This window comes from Rhizobium sp. P38BS-XIX (genome assembly GCF_012641435.1).
Taxonomy (GTDB): Bacteria; Pseudomonadota; Alphaproteobacteria; order Rhizobiales; family Rhizobiaceae; genus Rhizobium.
In genome coordinates, this window is the sequence record NZ_JABAIJ010000002.1 from 85563 (window position 1) to 106457 (window position 20895).

At 55.7% G+C, this 20895-nt stretch carries 19 protein-coding genes and 1 pseudogene; 8 read left to right on the forward strand and 12 right to left on the reverse strand.

Annotated features, from left to right (window positions below; all coding sequences use genetic code 11):
- The first annotated feature begins 255 nt into the window (after window positions 1-255).
- The 4 genes and pseudogenes from repA to HGP17_RS33550 all read left to right on the forward strand — a co-directional run.
- Window positions 256-1458 carry a plasmid partitioning protein RepA gene (gene repA, locus HGP17_RS09525; RefSeq protein ID WP_168808314.1) on the forward strand — a complete coding sequence of 401 codons (1203 nt, stop codon included), beginning with the start codon at window positions 256-258 and terminating at the stop codon, window positions 1456-1458.
- A gap of 79 nt (window positions 1459-1537) precedes the next feature.
- Window positions 1538-2530, forward strand: a complete 993-nt coding sequence (gene repB / locus HGP17_RS09530; RefSeq protein WP_168808315.1) for a plasmid partitioning protein RepB — start codon at window positions 1538-1540, stop codon at window positions 2528-2530.
- 155 nt (window positions 2531-2685) lie between these two features.
- Complete coding sequence (gene repC / locus HGP17_RS09535) at window positions 2686-4026, forward strand: plasmid replication protein RepC (protein ID WP_168808316.1); 1341 nt, start codon at window positions 2686-2688, stop codon at window positions 4024-4026.
- Window positions 4027-4132: 106 nt separating this feature from the next.
- Window positions 4133-4368, forward strand: a pseudogene (locus HGP17_RS33550) (hypothetical protein); the annotation flags it as partial.
- Between the two features lie 345 nt (window positions 4369-4713).
- On the opposite strand, the gene HGP17_RS09540 reads toward HGP17_RS33550, so the two are convergent.
- From HGP17_RS09540 to HGP17_RS09550, 3 genes are read right to left on the reverse strand one after another with little or no spacing between them, the layout of a single operon-like run.
- A complete protein-coding gene (locus HGP17_RS09540; RefSeq protein WP_168808317.1) occupies window positions 4714-5889 on the reverse strand; it encodes a site-specific integrase in 1176 nt (391 codons plus the stop codon).
- Window positions 5886-6293 carry a type II toxin-antitoxin system VapC family toxin gene (locus HGP17_RS09545; RefSeq protein WP_168808319.1) on the reverse strand — a complete coding sequence of 136 codons (408 nt, stop codon included), beginning with the start codon at window positions 6291-6293 and terminating at the stop codon, window positions 5886-5888. The genes HGP17_RS09540 and HGP17_RS09545 overlap by 4 nt, the downstream gene beginning before the upstream one ends.
- The gene (locus HGP17_RS09550; protein WP_168808321.1) at window positions 6290-6547 is read right to left on the reverse strand and encodes a type II toxin-antitoxin system VapB family antitoxin; all 258 of its coding nucleotides are present in this window, start codon (window positions 6545-6547) and stop codon (window positions 6290-6292) included. The genes HGP17_RS09545 and HGP17_RS09550 overlap by 4 nt, the downstream gene beginning before the upstream one ends.
- Window positions 6548-6744: 197 nt before the next feature.
- On the opposite strand from HGP17_RS09550, the gene HGP17_RS09555 reads away from it, so the two are divergent.
- Entirely contained in the window at window positions 6745-7875 is a 1131-nt protein-coding gene (locus HGP17_RS09555; RefSeq protein WP_205925906.1) for an RHE_PE00001 family protein, read from the forward strand.
- A gap of 11 nt (window positions 7876-7886) precedes the next feature.
- Here HGP17_RS09555 and HGP17_RS09560 read toward each other — a convergent pair whose 3' ends face one another.
- From HGP17_RS09560 to HGP17_RS09570, 3 genes are read right to left on the reverse strand one after another with little or no spacing between them, the layout of a single operon-like run.
- Window positions 7887-8657 (reverse strand): hypothetical protein, encoded by a 771-nt coding sequence (locus HGP17_RS09560; protein WP_168808323.1) that lies wholly within the window; start codon window positions 8655-8657, stop codon window positions 7887-7889.
- Between the two features lie 2 nt (window positions 8658-8659).
- Window positions 8660-10948, reverse strand: a complete 2289-nt coding sequence (locus HGP17_RS09565; RefSeq protein ID WP_168808325.1) for a hypothetical protein — start codon at window positions 10946-10948, stop codon at window positions 8660-8662.
- Complete coding sequence (locus tag HGP17_RS09570) at window positions 10945-12144, reverse strand: metallohydrolase (RefSeq protein ID WP_168808327.1); 1200 nt, start codon at window positions 12142-12144, stop codon at window positions 10945-10947. Before HGP17_RS09570 ends, HGP17_RS09565 begins: the two co-directional genes overlap by 4 nt.
- A gap of 195 nt (window positions 12145-12339) precedes the next feature.
- On the opposite strand from HGP17_RS09570, the gene HGP17_RS09575 reads away from it, so the two are divergent.
- Window positions 12340-13266: a WYL domain-containing protein gene (locus tag HGP17_RS09575; protein WP_168808329.1), complete on the forward strand. Its 927-nt coding sequence runs from the start codon at window positions 12340-12342 to the stop codon at window positions 13264-13266.
- 21 nt (window positions 13267-13287) lie between these two features.
- A complete protein-coding gene (locus HGP17_RS09580) occupies window positions 13288-13971 on the forward strand; it encodes a nucleotidyltransferase domain-containing protein (RefSeq protein ID WP_168808331.1) in 684 nt (227 codons plus the stop codon).
- A gap of 135 nt (window positions 13972-14106) precedes the next feature.
- Here HGP17_RS09580 and HGP17_RS09585 read toward each other — a convergent pair whose 3' ends face one another.
- Window positions 14107-14664: an RloB domain-containing protein gene (locus HGP17_RS09585; protein WP_168808333.1), complete on the reverse strand. Its 558-nt coding sequence runs from the start codon at window positions 14662-14664 to the stop codon at window positions 14107-14109.
- Window positions 14661-15863: an AAA family ATPase gene (locus tag HGP17_RS09590; protein WP_246704007.1), complete on the reverse strand. Its 1203-nt coding sequence runs from the start codon at window positions 15861-15863 to the stop codon at window positions 14661-14663. The genes HGP17_RS09585 and HGP17_RS09590 overlap by 4 nt, the downstream gene beginning before the upstream one ends.
- A 519-nt stretch (window positions 15864-16382) precedes the next feature.
- Between HGP17_RS09590 and HGP17_RS09595 the strand changes: the two genes are divergently transcribed.
- Window positions 16383-18431, forward strand: a complete 2049-nt coding sequence (locus HGP17_RS09595) for a CHAT domain-containing protein (RefSeq protein ID WP_246704008.1) — start codon at window positions 16383-16385, stop codon at window positions 18429-18431.
- 202 nt (window positions 18432-18633) lie between these two features.
- Here the strand turns inward: HGP17_RS09595 and HGP17_RS09600 are convergent, their stop codons facing one another.
- From HGP17_RS09600 to HGP17_RS09615, 4 genes are all read right to left on the reverse strand, one after another.
- A complete protein-coding gene (locus HGP17_RS09600; RefSeq protein WP_168808338.1) occupies window positions 18634-18957 on the reverse strand; it encodes a DNA-binding transcriptional regulator in 324 nt (107 codons plus the stop codon).
- Entirely contained in the window at window positions 18947-19306 is a 360-nt protein-coding gene (locus tag HGP17_RS09605; RefSeq protein ID WP_168808340.1) for a type II toxin-antitoxin system RelE/ParE family toxin, read from the reverse strand. Before HGP17_RS09605 ends, HGP17_RS09600 begins: the two co-directional genes overlap by 11 nt.
- A gap of 537 nt (window positions 19307-19843) precedes the next feature.
- Window positions 19844-20158: a DUF982 domain-containing protein gene (locus HGP17_RS09610; protein WP_168808342.1), complete on the reverse strand. Its 315-nt coding sequence runs from the start codon at window positions 20156-20158 to the stop codon at window positions 19844-19846.
- A 160-nt stretch (window positions 20159-20318) separates the two neighbouring features.
- Window positions 20319-20861, reverse strand: a complete 543-nt coding sequence (locus HGP17_RS09615; RefSeq protein WP_168809082.1) for a lipocalin family protein — start codon at window positions 20859-20861, stop codon at window positions 20319-20321.
- Window positions 20862-20895 lie beyond the last annotated feature (34 nt).

Here is a 20895-nt window from a genome sequence, read left to right on the forward strand (position 1 = left end):
GAACCGTGCGTGGCGGTCAATATTGGACAAGACAGCCAGAACGATTCCCCCAACTTGTTTGACAGCCGTGCAGAACGCGCTTTTACGCATATAAATCAGTAGCTTGCGGGCACATCTCCGGCAATTACCATTGTCGCCAGCTCCCGGTAAGATCTTGTTAACTAAAAAGAGTTTGCCCAACGTGTAGAATCGCACGTATTAATAACGCTTATTCGACCGCGCGCGAGCTAAAAGCGTTATTCTGGATTCGGCTGTATGAACATGGCAATCAACATCGAGGCATCGGATTTCGATCAGGAAATTCTCCAGCAGGGAGAGCTGATCTCTGACAATCTTAACATGCTCCGATTGGAGCAGTATCCGCCGGATGCAGAGAAAGGTCTACGCTCTTTCTCTCTGGCGGAGGTTGCCGATTATCTCGGTGTTACCCAAAATCATATCAAGAAGCTTCATCTCGAAGGCAAGGGTCCCGTTCCCGCGACGACGTCGTCGGGTCGCAGGACCTACACAGCCGAGCAGATGCTCGAATTGCGCCAATTCCTGGACAAGAATGGGCGCAGCGACTTCAAACGTTACGTTCCCCATCGCAGGGGAGGGGAACCGCTGCAGATCGTGTCCGTGGTCAACTTCAAGGGCGGCTCGGGCAAGACGACGACAACGGCGCACCTCGCGCAATATCTGGCGCTGACGGGTCACCGGGTCCTTGCGATCGACCTCGACCCCCAGGCGTCGCTGACAGCCCTTCATGGGATCCAGCCCGAGCTCGACAAGAACCCCTCGCTCTTTGAGACTCTGCGGTACGACGACCAACGCAAGTCGATCACCGAAGTTATCCAGCCCACTAATTTTCCGGGCCTAGATATCGTTCCGGCCAATCTCGAGCTGCAGGAATACGAATACCAGACCCCGCTTGCCGCATCGAACAAGTCTTCAACGGAGGGCCGGCTCTTCTTCACACGCATTTCCAACGCGCTGAAGGAAGTGGAAGATCGCTACGATGTGGTGGTCATCGACTGCCCGCCGCAGCTTGGCTATCTTACGCTAACAGCTCTGACTGCATCGACATCCGTTCTCATTACGGTTCATCCGCAGATGCTCGACATCATGTCGATGAGCCAGTTCCTGCTGATGCTCGGCGGTATCCTTGAATCTATCAAGGGGGCAGGCGCTCGCGTGAAGTTGAACTGGTTCCGATACCTGGTAACGCGGTACGAACCAACCGATGGGCCCCAAGCACAGATGGTCGGATTCATGCAGGCGATGTTTTCGAAGCGCATGCTGCAAAACCACATGCTGAAATCCACCGCGATCAGTGACGCTGGCATCACCAAGCAGACGCTATACGAGGTCGAGAAGAATCAGTTCACGCGATCGACTTACGATCGGGCCCTCGAGTGCCTGAATGCCGTCAATGCGGAAGTGACCGGTCTCATCCACAAAGCGTGGGGCCGCAAATGACGGGACGTTTTGACAGCCGTGCAGAACCGGAAAATCTGCCGCTACTTCATAGACTTGGAGCCACTTGGGGAGGGAAGTGATGGCTAGAAACCATTCTTTGGCGAAGTTCGTACAGCCGACCGCAGAGGATCAGCAGCGAACGACCGAGGCTCGTGCGGAATATACCCGACGCGGCGCTTCGCGCTCGATGATGCAATCGCTTGATGAGCTTGCTGAAACGTCCATTCGCATGCTCGAAGGCGAAACCGTCGTTGCTCTCGATCCGGAGTTGCTCGAAGGCTCGTTCGTCGCCGACCGCATCGGCGACGACCAGGAAGATTACGTCCTGCTGCGTGAAGCAATTCGCCAGTCCGGCCAGTCGACACCGATCCTTGTGCGTCCCCATCCGGATGCCGAAGGGCGTTACATGATCGTTTTCGGTCATCGCCGCGCACGGGCCGCTCGTGAGCTGCACATCCCCGTTCGCGCTGTTGTCAAGCAACTCGCAGATATTGCCCATGTCATTGCACAGGGCCAGGAAAACACGGCGCGCGCAGATCTGACATTCATCGAAAAATCGTTGTTTGCCAGAAAGCTCGTTGCCAATGGTATGAGCAAGGATGTTGTGAAGATCGCCCTGACGATTGACGACACGCTTCTGTCACGAATGCTCTCTGTCGCCGAAACGATCCCCGAGCCCGTGCTTGAAGCCGTTGGTGCCGCAAAAGGCGTTGGGCGCGACCGTTGGGAAGAGCTCAAAAAATTGGTGCAGGTCCCAGCGAACGCCGGGCGTGCGCTCGAATGCATTTCAAGCGACTTGTTTCGCGGTGCATCGGAACAGGATCGCGTCAATGTACTTCTTGGTGAGCTAAAGACCGTCAAGAAGCCGAAGAAGCCTTCGGCATCCCCATCCTTCCGCCAGTTCGATGTCGCAGCGAAATCCGTCGCGGTCACGACCAAATCAGCAGGCAAGACGTTCACGCTTGCGCTGACGTCGAAGGATGCATCGAAGTTCGGAGAATATCTATCAGATCAGCTGGAGGAACTCTATCAGAGGTTCCAGCGTGACGAACAGACCAAAGCAGGAGACTAAACCGCAAAAGAAAAAAGGCCCCCTAAACGTTGCCGTCGTGGAAGCCTTCCTCTGTATGTAGCAATCAGAGAATCGCATTTTCACGAATCCCCGTCAAGAGTCTTGGCACCGTTTCGGTGAACGAATTTCTTTTGCCTTTGTGAAGGTGGAAGAACATGGATGTTGCATGCGTAACGACGCCCTTTGGGCGGCGGTCGATGACGTTTGCCTCGTTGAAAAAGCAACGGCAAGCCCAGATGGCCGTACCCGATATCAAGCGAAACAAGTGGAAGCTCTTTCGAGCAGTCTGCGAAGCTCGCAATCATCTCAATGTCACCGACCGTTCTTTAACGGTTCTTGACGCCCTCCTGTCATTTTATCCAGCAGACGAGCTTTGTGTCGCGAACGGCGTTATTGTCTTTCCGTCCAATGCACAGCTCTCCATCCGTGCTAGGGGAATGACGGCTGCCACACTGAGGCGCCACCTTTCAGCACTCATTGATGCGGGGCTTATACTCCGCAAGGATAGCGCAAACGGGAAGCGCTTTGCCCGCCGCAGCAGGGCAGGGGAAATTAACGAAGCGTTCGGCTTTAGTCTCGCTCCCCTGCTTTCGCGGGCACATGAAATTGAGACAATCGCCGCCCAGAACGCGACTGACCGACAACTTCTTCTTTCTGCCAGGGAGAAGATCACTCTTTACCGTCGTGACATCACCAAGCTTATTCAGCTGGCTCTAAACGGAAACGTGAGCGGCAATTGGAATGAGCTCAACGATCGCTTCAGAACAATTCTTGCGACGTTATCGCGTCGGCCGACTCTTGATGAAGCGCAGAACTTTCTGATTAAAATGAGCGAGCTCCGTTCAACGATCATCAACCTGTTGGACCTACACGAAAAAACACAAGATATGTGCGCCATAGAGTCTCAAAATGAGCGCCACATACAGGATTCACAAACACAATCCTCTTTTGAATCTGAAACTGTCGCCGAACCACAGAAAAGGAACTTGATCTCTACCTCAGGGATCGATCGCAACGAAGATAACCAGTCGGATATCAGACAAACAGCCGAAACGGCACACAATTCCGGATCCCGATTGAACCCGAATGTTGCTCTCGACACAGTGCTACGAGCTTGCAGGGAGGTCCATCCTTATGGCCCGGGAGGATCAATTAGAACCTGGAGAGATTTGCTCGCCGCAACGAGTGTGGTCCGATTAATCCTCAACATCAGTCCCTCTGCCTTCAACGAAGCCTCCGCCATAATGGGACCGGAAAATGCGGGAATTGCGATCGCCTGTATTCTCGAGAGGGCAACGCATATCAATTCTGCGGGCGCATATCTCCGTGATCTGAGCAGGCGCGCCGTCAAGCAACAGTTCTCAGTCAGGCCCATGGTATCCGCCTTGCTTAAAGCAAAATCAACTCACTCGTTGAGTGACCAACACACCGCAACAGGTCAAGTGAGGTATGCGACAGCCAGTCCCGCTCGCAACGAAGAGCAACGATGCGAATAAACGTGATCCTCCTAAAATGCAGCGCAATGAGCGGGCGTCGTACGGAAGCAAAGTCACTCCTTCAACGAGACGCTCGAGCGACTGGCGCGCGGCGAAGGCTACGGCGATGAGGCTTAAATTCCGTCCGGTTGCTGTCTCGCCTTTCCCTACCTCTGGCCTTGGCAGCAGCAGCGCGCCGAAACCGAGGACCGAAAACAGTGCCCCGTAGGTCCGCTGATGGAAACACGCGTCCGGCGATTCTCGCGATCACCACCGAGCCACCGCAGACGGGTCGGGCCGCACTGGAAATCACCGACATCGAGCACAAGCGTACTGTGCCTATGCGAGTTGAAGCAGTGCTGGCCGTGATCATGCCCGAGCAAGAGTAGGCGTGCTAACACAAAGTGCGCTAACGAGGCTCTACCGCGAAAATTTCAGAAGGTCGGCCGTTTTCAGAGCAGTGAGGCTCGGTGGTGTCATTCTAGGTAGGTTTGGCGCCGAGAAGTGCCTGATGCGTTATTCGAGTTCAGCCAAGGTCGACCTTCCGACTTGACGCGGACCGACGAAAGCGACCTCTGGGCGCGTGGCTAGGAGCTTATCCAGTTCTGACAATATTCGACAGTTAATCAACCTTGGATTTATGGAGTACAATTCCAGAATTGCAAGGAAGACTGGCCGAACCGTCTTACGAAAGTCGAAGACGCGGTGCTAAACAAGCAACCGCGCGGCGCGTCCGTTTTTCCGGTCGGCATTGTTGAAATAGCTCGCTGCCTGCGCCACGGACCTATGGAGGGACTGCTGCATCGCCTCCTGCAGGGATACGCCACGATTGGCGGCTTCGGTCAGATAGCCTGAGCGTAGCCCATGAGCCGAGAACTCGTCAGGATCTAGGCCCGCTTGCCTGCAACGCGCCTTGAGGATCAGATTGACGGACTGCGGGGTTATGGATCGTCGATCGATATTGCCCCATTGATCGATACGCCGGAAGACTGGTCCCGTGTTGATCTTTGCCTCGGCAAGCCATTGCCTCAGCGCTTGGACCGGCCGACCGATCAGGATGACTTGCGCGCGGTCGTCGGCTGTCGTCGTTTTGGTGCGGCCGAGGTTGATGGTGAGGCAGGGGAGTAGAGGGGAGACGGGGTTTCGTGGATCTATGTGCACCGGTTCCTCGATGATGAGGTCTTCGACTCGCACATTAGCGGCTTCCGAGCGTCGGCGCCCTCCGGAGGCAAAGGTAGTGAGTAAAAGCGCGCGATCGCGAAGATCGACCAGGCGATCGCCGGCGCAGGTGGCCAGCAACTTTGCCAGAATATCACCAGTCACGGCTTTCTTGCTCTTGCGCCGGCGGTGCCGCGGAGCGGCACGGACTGCCAGTCGCAGGGCAGATTTGAGTGAAGGCGCCGAGAACGCCCCGGTCAGGCCGCGCCAGCGGGTTAGGATCGACCAGGATGTCAGTCGCCGTCGCACAGTTTCCGGCGCGTGCGGCCCCTGGACACGCAGCAGGCCTTTGGCGCGCATTCCAATCTCGACGTCAGAAGGCATGCCGTGGGCAGAATCCTCCGCACGTTCGACCGGATCCCAGAGATGATGGGCGACAAATTTCAACAGCAGGCTTTCCGGCGCCGGCCAGGGCAGGGGGACGCCGGTGGCAAGCTCGCACCACGCTTCGAGATAGCCGAGATCGGAGGCGAGCGCCCGAAGGGTATTGGCGCCCATACCTTCCTTGGCCAGATGCTTAAGGGTGGCGATGTCGTCATCGGTCAGCAGCGTGGCCAGTTGATCGCGGCGCGCGAAGGGCAGGATGGCGTCGAGCGTATCCAGTTCTTCGGCGCGGAGAAGCACTGGATCAGCGGGGGAGGGCCGGACGACAGCTTTGCTTTTCATTGAGTAGCCGATGCGGGATGGCACTTTACGTCTGTCCGCGCGAAATCATTCCCCTTGAAGAGGAGAGGGGCCTTGGCGACCGCGGCGACTGCATAGGACAAGCAGTCGCCCATGTTGAGGCCGGCCGGATGCCGGCCCTTGCCATAGCGCTCCAACGCATGTTCGGCCGCGTGATAATGCTTTCGATCAAAGGCGAGGACGGTGATGTTGGGCGCCTCGGAAAAACGGGCAATGATCTCGCCGGGATTGGAAAACCGCTTGGCGGTCAGCACAGTTCGTGTTTCGAACAATGTGGGCCAGCCAATGACGATCACTGGCTCCTGCCGCAATACCGTCTTGAACGTCTCGGCTTCCGGCTCATCGAGCATAATCGCGACCAGGACGGAGGTATCGAGGGCGATCACTTCGGCAGCCCATTTTCGTCGTAAAGATCGTCGTGAGCAGACGTGGTGCCAGAAGGAACGGAGCGTCGGCCTTCGGCGGCGAGTTCCCATACGGCATCCAGTGGATGGGCCTTGTTCAGCTGCCGCAGCTCGATATCGTAGCGCTCGAGCGCGATCTCGACGAGCTTGTTGATTGGTTGGCCGGTACGTCTGGCCAGCGCGCGCGCTAGATCGCGTGCCTTGGCACTGCGAATGGAAAGCTGCGGTTCGGACATTTTGAGCACTCCTAGCGCGGATATCGTGGCGTAAAGATAGTGTTTTGAGCCGAAGATAGCAAGAGAATGCCACAAGATGGCTCACTATCGATACTTGAATATTATCGATGGTTATAACACCAGCCGGCAATCATACCATGTGGCGAACAGTAAAACACAGATAGAGTTCGTGTAAGAAATCGTTTACCATAAAATCAATGGCTTACGATCTCACGAGAATCAGCATTTCGACCTTGATGCGGCCCGCTTTTGACGCTGGAACCGCGCTGACGCGTCTCGATGAGCGGATCGCCCGATCGGCGGTCGGCGCCGGTTTCCTCGAGCGCACCCACTTTGCCGATGCCTGTGCCTCGCTGTGGATCGACGGCGAACTCGTTCACCTCGAAGACCTCGTGCTCCACGACGCCACCAGAGATATTCGCACGCCCACCCACGAGCTGACCATCGCCCGCGACGTGCTGCGCACGCGCCGGCGCATCGCCGCACAGTTGCCGGATTGGGCATTGTCGGCCGACGGCATCCGCTCGCTGCGGAAAACCGCAGAGTTCACGACGGCTGACACGGAAGACGCGCAGACGATCGGTGCCATCCGGCGTGCGGTCACAATCGATCCGGAAGGGGAGGGGGATGACGCCGACGACGTCGAAAATCTTCCCCGCGTCGACTATGCCGCCATCGATGCGGTGCTCGCCCGATCGGAGGCCGCGATCGAGAACGCAACTCCGCCCGGCCAGATTGGCGCGGCGGATGGAGACGCATTGGTCTATGATCTCGACTGGGACGAGGATGCCCGGTTGGTGGAATGGCGCGGCGTGCTGCGCCAGGCGGAAAACTTGCCGGCGGTGCTGCAGGCGATCGTTGCGTTGGATGCCTGGAACGAACTGTCCGTGCTTCAGCACGCCCCTTGGCTCGGCCGGCTGTTTTGCGCCTCCATTCTGCGCCAGGTTGGCATCACATCAGGTGCCCATCTCGCGGCCATCAATCTCGGCTTGAAAACTATTCCGGTCGATAGGCGCCGTCACCGCGATCGCGGGACGCGGCTGCTCGCCATCGCCCACGGCTTTTTGGCGGCCGCCGAGATCGGCATGAAAGAGCACGATCGGCTGACACTCGCTCGGCAGATGATGGAGCGCAAATTGTCGGGAAGACGAACGTCTTCAAAACTGCCGGAACTGATCAAGCTGGTTATGGCGAAACCGCTCGTGTCGGCCGGGATGGTGGCCAAGACGCTCGAGGTCACGCCGCAGGCGGCGCGGCGGATCGTTTTGGAGCTAGGGTTGCGCGAGATGACCGGGAGGGGGAGGTTTCGGGCGTGGGGGATACTCTGAAGACGGCCCGATTATGTTGTTGCAGCCTTCGACACCCGCTTGCGTGGCGTACGGCTAACGCCTGACATGAGAGTCTCGCAACACAAAATGAGCTGAATTCCATAAGCTTGCGACGCTTGGCGCACGTAGTCCTTATTTACCGCAAGGATCATGAAAGCTGAATGGAAGACGACTGCCACAATCGCGATTAGCAGTCTATCGGGGGATTGCAGGGTCGGTAGCTCGACGGGGAGCGTCATTGCCATTGCAACAACACACAAGGCAAGCACAAGGAAATTGAGTATCAGGGCAACAGGCTTCAGGCCGAAGAGGTTTCTCCGAAATCCATAGGTGAAAAGCTCGTCAGTCAAAATTCGGAATTTCTTTTGGTCGCGAGTATGGTCTCGGAGCCAAGTACCAGCACTTAAATAGAACTGTCGAGCGGCGTTGGGATCGCCGACTTCCATTTCAGCTGTCGGTGCGGCAACACCGAGCTGTGTTGCGATAAAGTCGCGATACCTATCTTTGGATATTTTATCGACGGCATCGTTATCGCGAAACCACAATTCCGGAGCGGATCGAGTTCCCAATTTCGTTTCGGCTTTTTTACCGAGATGACGCGCAAGATCGGCAAAAGCAATGAGCAGGACAAAAGCCATCGTCGCCGAAATCGCTTGCGATACGTTGAAATGATCCCACGGTATACTAAGAAACAGAAAGGCGAGCGTAGGTAGACCTGCGATGAGGCCGGGTACGACTCGAGCTCTTACGGTGTAAGCATCAAAAAGCTTGAAGAGGCCCATTGTCACGCTTCCTCCTCCGATATGCGAGCTACCGTTACAGCAGGTTCGTTTGTATCTTCAGCGTGTGCTTGCTCGACAACGAGCCCGTGGAAAATGGAAGGCGTGCGGATCAAGATGACGGCAGGAAACCTCTGTCCGAAGGCGAGTTGAACCCCGGTAGCGAGGTCAGTTCTTGATGCCGCGCTGTCGGATAGATGGTTGTGCCAGGTTCCGATCGGGTACAGCGTTCCATGGCTGTGATCCACGTACTCCGCGATGCGCTCGGACAGTCCGGCGGTGCCAAGGGAAAAAAGCGTCGCCGTGAATTTGCTGTCGCTTGGCGCACGGATCAAGTCGACCACGTGAAAACTGTTGGTGCTTTCGTTGAAGCGACCGATTAAAACGCCGCCTGTCTCGACGTCGCTGTGAGCTTCGATTGTTTGGTCGATGACGGAAACAACACGTCGTGAAATTCTCACGGATGGTGCGCTAGGATCGTCGCCTGAAAGTTTGATGAAGGCTTCCACTTTGTTGCATTGCCATGACTGGCCGAGTAGGTTCTTCTCAACAAGGCCGATCATAATCTCACCCGAACTTTCGGGTTCGCCGTCGTCAAGAAGGCCGGCAAGTTTATTTGCCATCGCGGGTATCGACGCTGAAAGCGTCGCGTCCGACATTCGAGCTGTAAGCGTCGAGCATCCTTGGCCAATTGCGACAAGCTCGCCGGTCCCGTTGAATGCCAGCCCACGCAGCGTGTCATCGTTGGTAAAGATCCTATAGCTCTCAGCGGCAAGGTCTTGAACATTGGGATTTATACCCGGCCCCTCGAGGCCGAAATAAGCAATTAGCCCGCCCGCAAAAAGACATGTCTCCACGACGCGCGGCCGAGAACGGGCAATGTTCGAGAGGCACAGTGCGTCTGTAACGGATGGAGAGCCTGTGGCGTCCACGAGGAATTGCGTCCCGCGCGGCCAAGCTTTTTTCCATTCCTCGTCAGTTCCAGCTGCCGCAAGCCACGCTACGTCCGTGTAATATCCGGTACAGGCTTGTCCCAACATCCTTACTGAATGGCTCAGCGCTTGCGCTTTGACGTCGTTTAGAGCGTCGAAGCGAGATTGAGGCAGCAGACCGTGTCGGCTGTAATTGTGTGGCCGCATCAAACTGCTGTCGATGACTGTTCCGGGACCTCTGCCTTCCCGGGCTAAATGAATTGCGAGCTTGGACCCGACGCTGCCTGCACCTAGTAGGGTCCATTTTGGCGGATCAGCGATGACCTTCCGTCCAGCCATTGTCGACAGGAGCTTTGGACTAAGCGCATCTCGGTGCGCTGCCAGGCGGACAGGAGACAAGCTGGCAGTCGCCAGGTCATCGGAATTAGAGACCTCGATAACATAGGGAAGAATCTCGATTCGAGATCCTTGTCCGATGACCTCGAGAGGACGTCGGACCAGAAGTGCGACTGCAATGACCGTCGGGACACCGCTTGGCACCGAATTCAGACGTGTGCGAACGAGGCCAAGAAACGTTTCCAGTTGCTTGAGAAGGCCAAGGGAGTACGCACGCTCGTAGAGTTCTTTGACGTTGGTGACCGTCTCGGGGGCGTAAGTTGAAGCCACAACCTCTTCGCCCGCGGGTGATCGACCAGGCCAAACGACGACTGCGATCCCAATCTGATTATATTGGCTGAAGAGCGTTTTGGCGACATCCTCTCGCAATTGCAGCCTTTCCAATACATGGCAGCACAGCGATCGAGATTTGCGATCTCCTATCATTGTGAAGGGGGCTCGGAAGAACGCCCCACCGCCGTCCCTATCAACCAGGGCTCGGAGAATGTCGGCATCGACTTCAACATAGTCGTCGAGCCGATCTCGGCGAACAGGCTCCCACCCCTGTGTCGGATTGATCAGTTCCGCAGATGCCGCTTTTTCAAGCCAATCGGCGACCTGGGATATGACTCCGTGCATGCCTCGAAGACGAAGAAAATCGTGGGGATGTCCGTCTATATAGCAGGGGCGTGGTGGCTCATCGGGGCTGCCTGGCAGGAGGTGTGGGTGCGACCGATCGAAATCGGAACGCAGGCAAACGTCAGGGCAGTTGCTTGGATAATGCTCTGAGAATCGAACCATAATTGGCTCGATCAACTTAACACCGTTTGGGCTTACGCCGTCTGCTTGCCACCGGCTCCCGAGCCCGGCGTCAACATGGACAACAATCGACATGTCGCGGTCCAGGTTATTCTCTACCCGGACAACGCGAGGGTGCGCCATTATCTGGCGCACCGCTCTGAAGATTGCGGGTGGCAGCGTGCTCAATCGTCGTCACCATGCTTGAACGGCTGCGAGCCAAGCGCGGTTTGACTGCCTGCTGCAGCGCCTGAAAGGCCGAGAAGCGCCGGCGCCGCCAGCTTCGACTTGTTCGCGGGCCGCTCCATTCGTCTCGGCCCAGCAGACGCGGTAATTTCAAACTCCAGCGGAGCGTCACCGGATAGCTCGCCCAGGCACGTGAAGTTTCCATTGACCGATTTCAGGATCGACTTGTACTCGCGCTCTGCGCAAATGCAGGGCGGATCGGCATCATCATCCTTGATCTCCTTGCTGCTAGCAATAACGAACGCGCCGGACATTGGTTGACCGAGAGCAGATCTCGCGTCGTCGGAAGCCTCGGCGTCTTCGCCAAAATCCGACCAACTGTCCCAGGAAAGGCTGTGCCAGGAGCAGTGATGCGGGGCGATCAAGACATCATATTGGAACTGAGTGGGATCATCTCCGTACTTGCCCCAGAGCTTTTCCCAGATACCGACCTCTGCATCTCCACCCAGGAGATAGTAGCTGGGACTCTGCAGGTCGGTCTTGCCGAGTGAAATGTTGATGACGACACTCGAATTGTTTTTGCTCAGAAACTCGGCTTCTTCCTCATCGTCGGCCAGGAGTGGAGCAAGAAGATGCGCGGAAAAGGTGTTGTCAGTTACGCCCCTAACCGTCTGGAATACGTCGCCACCTACGACCAAGATTTCCGTCAGATCGTCGGTCTTACCATCGACGTCTTCACCCAGAATTTTAATGCGATCCCCATCATAGGCGTAACCGTTTGCCCGGAATTCCCGAACTCTGCGACGAGCTTCTGCAGCCCATGCTTTGGCATCCGCGCAGAGGTTATGATGCCGAGATGCCCGCCGGAAAATGATCGGTGAAGACCACATTTCACGGATTACGATCTTATCGTCCACCTTCTTCCACTCATCAAGCCGTCCGAGATGAAAGTGCTTCTCAAGACCTCTGCAATGGTCAGCGTCCGGGTGCGTCAACAAGAACGCATCGACGTAGAGGCGGCCCTCATCATCGCGTGACAGCCGTTCCCGGAGTTGCTTCGCAACATCAGGTGCGTCGTCATCCGGATCGTCTGCGGCTGCCCGAATATTAACATCCACGACGATGGAGTGGCCATCGCCCGTCCTCAAGAGGGTCATGTCGCCGTTGTTTACTTTGAAATGTGTCGTCTTCGCTGCCATCGATCAAACCTCGCTCGGGCTTACTTTGCTGATTACGCGTTTAGGTCGAGCGAACATCCCGACAATCGACGCACTGCCATTTCCGATGCGTTGACGGCACCACCCGGTGCCTCCATAAAAGGTAGGTGCGATTGGATAACCAATCAAGTAATGCGATGCATCTTTTTCGGATGAATCGGAAAAGGAGATTAGTTCATGGCGGATTCTGCGGATCGCGAATTGAGATGGGGTGTTACCAAGAGATTGGAATTTATTGACTTTCGGCTCTTCTGGGACGGAGCCTTCAACCGAAAAGATCTTGTGGATTTCTTCGGAATCTCGGAGCAGCAGGCGTCGTCCGACATTGCTCAGTACCAGGCTCGCGCTGAGCGGAACCTCAAATATGACAGAAGCCAGAAGAGCTTCGTCCGCACCGAAGAGTTCATTCCAGAGTTAATCGGGCCATTTTCCGACCGATATCTATTACAACTTATGGCGGTGCAAAGGGGTTGGATGAGCGAGAGCGACACCTGGTTCTCTGAGACGCCGCCCGTCGAGGTCGTAGGCTTTATCAAGCGGCGTTCGACGAGCCCGGGCCAGCTCATTCGAATACTTGACGCGATTAAGCAAAATGCTGAACTCGAAATCGAATACGCTTCCCTTACCGGTAGCCCAGCGGGGAAGCGGACAATCGCGCCCCACTCGTTTTTGTTCGCTGCAGGCCGTTGGTATGTGCGCGCCTGGTCAAAAGAGCACAACGACTTCAGAGACTACAGTCTCAACCGCATTGCGGATGCCCGTCTTCTCGGAAAATGCGAGGTTCATGCCGATCAAGACCTTGAGTGGCATCACACCATGGAACTGGTTATGGTTCCGAATCCAGAGCTCGACAAGCTCAAGCAGGCTGCTGTCGCGTCAGAATATGATATGACAAACGAGGAATTACGGGTGCCGTCCCGGCTGAGCGCCGCCTTCTACATCATCAATGAACATAATCTGGACGTCGAGGTAGGTGTTCTCAAGCCCGAGAAGCAGCAGCTCGTTCTAAAGAACCTCAACGAGGTCGTTCAGACCCGGGAAGTTGTGCGACGTCTTTCTGTCGAAAAACTCAGGAAAAGCAAAGACGCGAGCCTCGGCGTATGACCGGGTTGGGCAATTATTGATATGACCATAACAGCAATGCTTTTGTACGGAAGTCATGCTAGAGGTGACGAAGACATATATTCCGATACCGACTTACTGCTCATCTCTGAGGATGACCGTCCGCAGCATGTGCAAAAGGGCCATTTATCGACCTCGATCTACCCACTGGATGACCTTCTGCGACGAGCGAGTAGTGGTGACCTGTTCGTATGCCATATAGCCCGGGAGGCTAAGGCTATCTACGATCCCACAGGTCAACTTGAGCTCCTGCGCGAGCATTTTGTGCTCCGTGGCTCTTACGAGCACGAAATTATGCACGCGTCAGACCTCGGCTGGTTCATCATTGATTTCGGCCACAGAGGTCATCTTCAGTCGCTCGTCAACCGGCGCATTGCCTGGTGTGTTCGAACCATTCTGATAGCAAAATCAGCTGAATTAAAACGGCCGGTGTTTTCCGCAACGGAATTGTCGCGATTCGCCCAATCAAGTGATGTTTTGACGCTGATAAAGAACAAAGAAACAGATCGGGCGGACCCACACGCTACGGCAATGCTCGGCAGGTTTCTTAATGCTTTCGGCATGGTGAGATTTCAGCGTGGCGCGCCAAGTTACGGTGCTTACGTCAAACGCTTTTCGGATACTTCCAACAACGTCGCCCTCTCGTTAATTAAGGCCGAGGCGCCCTCGCAAACGTTTGATTATTGAGGCGTAGCTGCCTCGTTGCAACCGTGAGCTTCGGCAACAGCCTTTTTCAAGGGACAAGTGCGGCACATAGCATCAGGTGGACGTCCCGGCGAAAACGCGAGCTTTTAGAGTCATCTAGATTGGAAGTGGCTCTTCTCACTCGAAGCTAAGTTCAACGAGCAGGGCATTCAGTCCCGGTTCAACGCCTCGCGCGCGGCGCAGTCCGGCTGCATCGATCACCGCCGCTAATTTGGCGGCCGGCATTCCCTTCGTGTAGGTCGCCCACTTGTCTCTCAAAGCGCTGATGGCCAGTGCCGTCGACTGCGGCTTTAGCTGTTGAGCATTCGGAAAATGCCTGAGAAGCAACGCTTCGTGGCATGGCTCCTGCCAGATTATGGTGAGGCCGGCAGTAACGGCAAGAGCAAGTGCCTGCTGATCCCGCTGCGGTGCAACGCCCTTTTTATCGGAATCAATGAGTGCGAACGCAGCCGCGTAGTCACCCTTCTTCTCGCCCAACTTCTTCTTCTTTGCAGCCAGCTCGACGAGCGCCAACGGATCGCCGCCACCCGGTCGCAACAGCACGGTGTCGAGGAAGAAATCCTGACGCTGTGTACCCACAATGCGCGAGAGAAGCGCGCCGTAGCTTTGCTCGCTTTCACCCTCGCATCCAAGAAAAAAGCGCTTGCGTTGCGGAATGACAACTCGCCGCCTCATCCGATTTGCGGAACAGCGCCGAAGCTGCCTCCCAGATATTTGCGGTAATAATTATCGCTCCGTCGGACCGATTGAATGTCACGGAGGCCGTAAACGGCGGTTTGGCCCTCGTAGTTCTTTTCGCAGAAGAATATCTCTTCTTTCGTCAGCTCCTCGAGCAACGACGGTGTATGGCAGGTCATCCAAAGTTGGGCATCGTGAGGATTACGGATCGGGTCGTAAAACCACCGCAAGATTTCCGGAAGCAGAAGCGGATGGATAGTTGCGTCGAGCTCGTCGAGTACGGCCACTCCACCAGCATCGAGCGCTTCGAAAATAAACGGAAACAAGCGGATAAATTGGCGCGTGCCGTGGCTCTCGTAGATCATTGGCATTGGTAAGGCCAGACCCTCGTGCTCGAAAAGCGCGATCGGACCGTTATGGCCTTGTTCGATCTTCATCTCGCGTATCCCGACATCGACACGCTGAATCTCGCGGTTGAACATTGCTAATTGCTCGGGATGTTCGGCGTAGTGGCGAACCGCCGCGTCGTCCGTAGCATCGTATTTCTCGATCAGAATGTTCGATATGAGGAGGCTTGCAGTTTGCCACAAAAGCTTCGAGTAGGGGTGCTCCAGCTGCGCCAACGTTGAGATAACGCTGGCGTCCGGCCTCAAGACTTTCTCAAGTGCCTGTCTATACCCCGTCAATCCGAATGCCTTCGAGGCGACAACCTCGCCTGCCGCATCGCGCTCGAAAAGACGCACTTTCCTCGAGGCCGTTGATGGCCAGTAGTAGAGTGCTTCCTTCTCCACGATCTGCTTACCAGAAGCTCCGCCGATAACTACCTCGTAGCTGTAGCGGCATTGCGCGGCCCCCACTTTGCCAGCTTCCTCAATATCTTCGATGCCTGCGAGGTGGACCGCGAGACGGGTCGAGGCGTCGAGCATTTCCTTGGAATTGAATCGGTCAAAAGGCATGCGACTGCCACGGGGCGAAGCGAAACTGTCCTTCACAAACCATTTGATAAAAGACAGTGCCCTGAGAATAGTCGATTTCCCTGATGCATTTGGCCCGAAAAGCGCGACTACTTTTGGCGCCTTGTCGTTGGATCCAAGCCAAAGCGGCGCGAGACGGCCAGGTTCTTCCGGCGTGTTGGCGGCGACGGTCAGGTCTATTACTTGCGGGTCACGGATCGAGTAAAAATTCTCGACTTCCAACCTGTGTAGCATGTCAAATCGAACCCTTGATCTCCAAAATCGTGAGGATGAATAGACAATTGCAGCGAAATTTTGTCAAGATGCCGCCTTCGATCGGTCATCTTGCGGCAACCGGAGAGCGGGCTGCAAAATTGATGTCACCGCTTTCGGCGTGCCAGCAGGAGGTGGAGAAGGTTCTCGCCAGGCGGCTCTCCCTGGCGCAACAAAACAATTTCCTTAATAGTTCCTGAGTTGGGATCAGAAGGACCACCCGCAATCCTGGTGGAGCGCAGACGCCCCAGCATAAGAAGCTATTGCCTTGAACGTCATGGCGATGTGAAATTCGAACAATGTCTCAGGGTCGATAGCATGATATCGTCGCGAAATACCAACTATGTGGGTTCAATCAAGTGGCCCGACCCCCTCCGCATCTACTACTTCCTAATCCTAGGCGACTACGAGTCGCCAGCTGACATTTCGCCGTTTCAAGGGTTCGGGCAAAGTTGGGTGCATTTGCATTGGGCAATGCGAGGGCTTCCGATGATGCCTGCTGACATCGAGGAACGAACGCGAAATCCGGCCGATATAGCGGTCCAGCGTATCGCCGGAGGGCGGCAACTTGTGTGGTATCCCCTCGATATTTCGGCGCTGGAGACACTGTCCGAAGATCAGCTACCCATCTGCTGTGTCGTCTTTTCCGGAGCAGGAGACGAGCAAGTTGCTGAGCGCATTGAGGCGTGGCGCGCTAAGACAGGATTCTCAGCGTTTCACATAAGCCAGTATAAAGGCCTTGGCATTTTCGCGGAGGATTTTCGCTTGGAACTCTTGCGCGACTATTGTTTGAGAAAACTGCGAGGCGCTGCCAGGAACTTGAGCAGGGAACAGACACAAATCGTTGCTCGCGCGGACGTTTCCTGGGAATGGCCTCAGACCATACTCGAAGATTACGAGGTCAAAGGTCACAACGTTACGATTCCTAACCACATGGCGATGGCCCGTGTCGGCTACACTCTAAAGCCATCTGTTCCCTTCGCGTCCGCTGTGGAGAAGGATTATACGGACGCAATTCTCGAAAGCGCCTCTGCGATTCTGAAATTCCGTCGAGCGGTTGGATTTCATGACGTATTCGCACTGAGCGCTGCAACGAGCGGCGCGATACTGTTCGAACCAGCCTTCTTCCGCGGCCTGTATGACCGCGTTCACGCGAGCGGCCCTGCGGGGCGCGCCGTTCGTCGGGCTCTCCGCTATTTCCAGAAACAAAGGGGGCTGAGCCCCACCCACGGAAAGGACGATAGGGAATTTTTCGAAACGTCGAAAGAAGCGGCACTTATATCCCGTATTCGCTCGGACGAACTGCGCACACAAACTTTCGCTGTTGGGCTCCTGGCCGCGCAGACGACGACGCCTGTGGTGAGATTGACCCCTGCGGTCAACCACGTCTACGCAGCTCTTTCCGAATATGCTCGGAACGTGCGAGCCGAAAGTCCAACGGCTCGCCGTAAGGCGCCACGGCTCTTCGCGGAAGTTCAGAGGCAGCTGACGGCAGCCGTCGGCCAGGACAGAATAGGCTTTATTAGGAGCACCAGCGGCCCGCTGAAGATCGTCTCTGACGCGCCCTTGGAATGGCTTCCGATCGATGACCTTCCCCTGTCATTTCGCAGGGACTGCTCTCGCATCCCGGTAACGCCGGGAAACGTGATGATGGGCCAGCTTCTGTTTTTAGAGCCGATGTTCGTCACGCATTCAGAATTGCGCCAAGTTTTGGTTGTTTCGTCGTTTGCTCCAGACGACCCTCTTCGAAATATGCTTTCGAACTCGATTGGTCTCATCCGCGACGCGTGGCCGAATCTTGAGCTTGTGCATGTCAGGGTCTCCAGCGTCGAGGAACTGGAAGCTGCGCTCAACGCTTTCGAAGGTGCAATTCTAATCTTCGATGGTCATGGCTCGTCAAATGACAAAAAGCCCGTCGGCAAGCTTGAGATTGGAGATCAGTCCCTCGACGTTTGGAGCCTTCGCGGGAAAGTAAAATGCCCGCCGATCGTCATACTTAGCGCCTGCGACACCCACGGTATCGACGCTTCGAGCCACGCGACTGTCGCGAATGGATTTATCGCACTTGGGGCACGAACGGTCCTTGCCACATTCCTTCCGGTTGATGGACGACGCTCCGCCATTCTCATCGCCAGGCTTATGCATCGTTTGGCCGAGTTTGCACCCGTCGCCGTGAAGGCCTACCAGAGAGCGATAACCTGGACTGAGATTGTCAGCGGTATGCTGCGCATGTCGCTGGCGACGGAGATTATCATCGAGCTTGCAGGAGAGCCGGGCACCGATATATACGACGAACTACAAGGCAAAGCCAATACTGAAATCAACGGCCTCGACCCTAGCTGGTTTGACAAGCTGATCGAGCGACTGGCCGTAGTGCGTGAACTTGACGTCAGCGCCACCCGCCAGCTGGTCCTTGCTGCAATCGCAAAGTCGGATACGATCCGTTATAGCCAACTGGGTAACCCGGAAACAATCGTCTTAAGCGACGAGATACTGATCGAAAACGCGATGCGTGTCAGAGCTGAAAACGCAGGCTAGCGACCTGGTGGCGCGAGCAATCCGAGCGTTATAAATCCCTGCAGGTCCAAATCTCTAGGTTATAAGGAATTTTGAATTCAGAGCTTACGTCCGTTGACCGTATGTAGGCTTGCGATTTTGAAAGGTGAATTACAGGTCTGCGGTTCAGATCCTTTCAAGGCGAAAATGACGAAATCGAACTCGCGAGGGACCGGAGCTCCGGTTACGCTAACATCTGAAGTCCGTGTTTCTGCACAAGCGAAAGTAGCTTCAGCGCGGGTCCGCTAGGCCGTTTGGCGCCGGTTTCCCACTTTTGCACTGTCGACTGACTGGTGTTCAGATAGCGGGCGAAGACCGGCTGGCTGACGTGGTTCTTCTCACGCAAAGCCTTGATCTCATCCGGCGTCAGGTCAGGTGGGACCACAAGACAATCTTCATCGAATGTCCGCATCGTTTCCTTATCGATGGTCCCCGCCGAATACATGCCTTCAACAGCACTGTGGATTGCCTCGAAGGCATCGCTCTTGAACTTGCGATTAGTCGCCATGGTTTATCTCCAAAAGGGTGCCGGCCTCGAGTTCCGCCTCGAGATCAGTTTTCGTCTTGCGGCGGTAGAGGTCAGCGAGCTTTCGGAATGCTTGAAGCTCGTCGTCATCGATGTTCGCCCGATCCTTCTTCGCGAAGAGATAGGCGAACACCCAGAACTCGCCTGCCTTGGCCAGAACGATTGAACGATGCATGTTATCGTTGAGACGCTTCTTGAAGACACCACCACCAAGATCGTCGGCCTGTCCAAGTGCCGCTTGGCGGATTGCCGCCGACAAAGCCTTGTCGGAAATGCGCGCCTTCTTTGCCGCCTTGGCGAACCATGCTGTTTTGAACACTCTGTCTGACATCGGTTTATATAGCACTAAGTGCTATATCCATCAAGGTATAGGGAGAGAACTATGCAGCTTCCCATACCTGATTCTCAGAATGCAGGCAGCCAAGGCAGGCTTGTCCTGCGGCAGGTGCCATCAAAGGACTGCTGCCGCACGGCCCACATAATCTGCGGGATATCCTGGCAACTCATTTCCTCAAGCAGACCGGCTCCTACGAACAGGCGAGTTATGCTATCCAAGATAGTGAAAGATCCTGTTCGACATGCTGCTGTTCCGTTTCACTCGGCACCAGTGCCGAGGGCGAGCGCACATAAGACGGGACCTTTGACAAAGTATGGAGCATTTCAGTCGAAATCAGGTAAGCCCCACGGCAACCGATGCTTCTTGTCTCAGTCGCTTCGCCAATCGGCAACGTTCATTCAGCAGCACACAATCACCAACCAGCGTCGCTGGTCGTTCGCTAGGCCAAAGTTCGTAGCGGGTCACAGGTTCATATCTGCTCAAGAGCAAGACAGAAGGAGATCAGGGATCCCCTTGAGATTGTCACGCCATTTAATGCCCGCCGAAATGCGGCCTGACGTAGAGTTTCGCCTCGCTCACCGCCTGCAAGAAGGCATCCCGTGCCTTCTCAGGCTGCGCGCGGCCCTTGCACGCCGCGAAGCAAACTTCCAGAGCATGTTCCATGGCTTCGCTGCCATCGAATGGCCAATCGTCGAGGAGACAACTTGCGGCTTCCAGCGCGCTGGTAATGCTCAGGAAATTTCTATGACCGCCAAGTTCGATGACAACAGGCAGGCCCCATTCCGCAGCCGTGGTCGACCCGCGATATTGCCTGTCCATCATGTTCAGCCTGATAAGCGAATCCATGTGATTATCCTCCCTGCATGTTCTGATCTACGAGACGCAGGCCATTGCAGTTTCAGCGATCACGGGAACTTGATCGTCGGCGTGGCGCTTCTTTGGAGGCAAGGATGATCTGCCGGGCACAGCTGGCCAGAATTGTGCCGGCGATGTGCAGGGTTCATTGTTATTGCGCCGGAAATTCAAGCTTACGAACGTCGTAGCCGAGCTCGCCTGCCTTGCGAACCATCCGCTTCAGCTTCGTCTTCGAGGGAACGGCTCTCGCGTAGATCCATAGATTGGTCATGTCGGGATCGGCGCTGATGAACCAGGACCTGTCAGGTGACTGGTACAGGACCCAATAGTTGAAATTGATGAGCCAAGCGTAGTGGACGCGCATTTTCGCATTGGCGCCGCCGAGATCGAGAATCCGACCCACGCCTTGCACCGTCTTCAAGCGCCCTGTCGGCGATCCGACCCGACATCCGTCCTCGACGGCGATCTCGCCCGGCACCTTGCCGCGTTTGTAGGTCGAATAGCCCGCGACGCAACCATTCGTCAGCCACATCGGGCGCCTGGCGATTTCCAGCCAGGTCCCTTGATAATGATCCTGCCCGACTGCGACAACCTTGGGCGCGACAACCTTGGGCGCAGCAAGCGCGCTCGTCGCCAGAAAAAACGACGAAAAAACAAGCGCTGCAACGGAAGCATATTTCAGTCTGTACCGCATGTTCATATACCTCGTTTCCTACAGTCCATCCTTG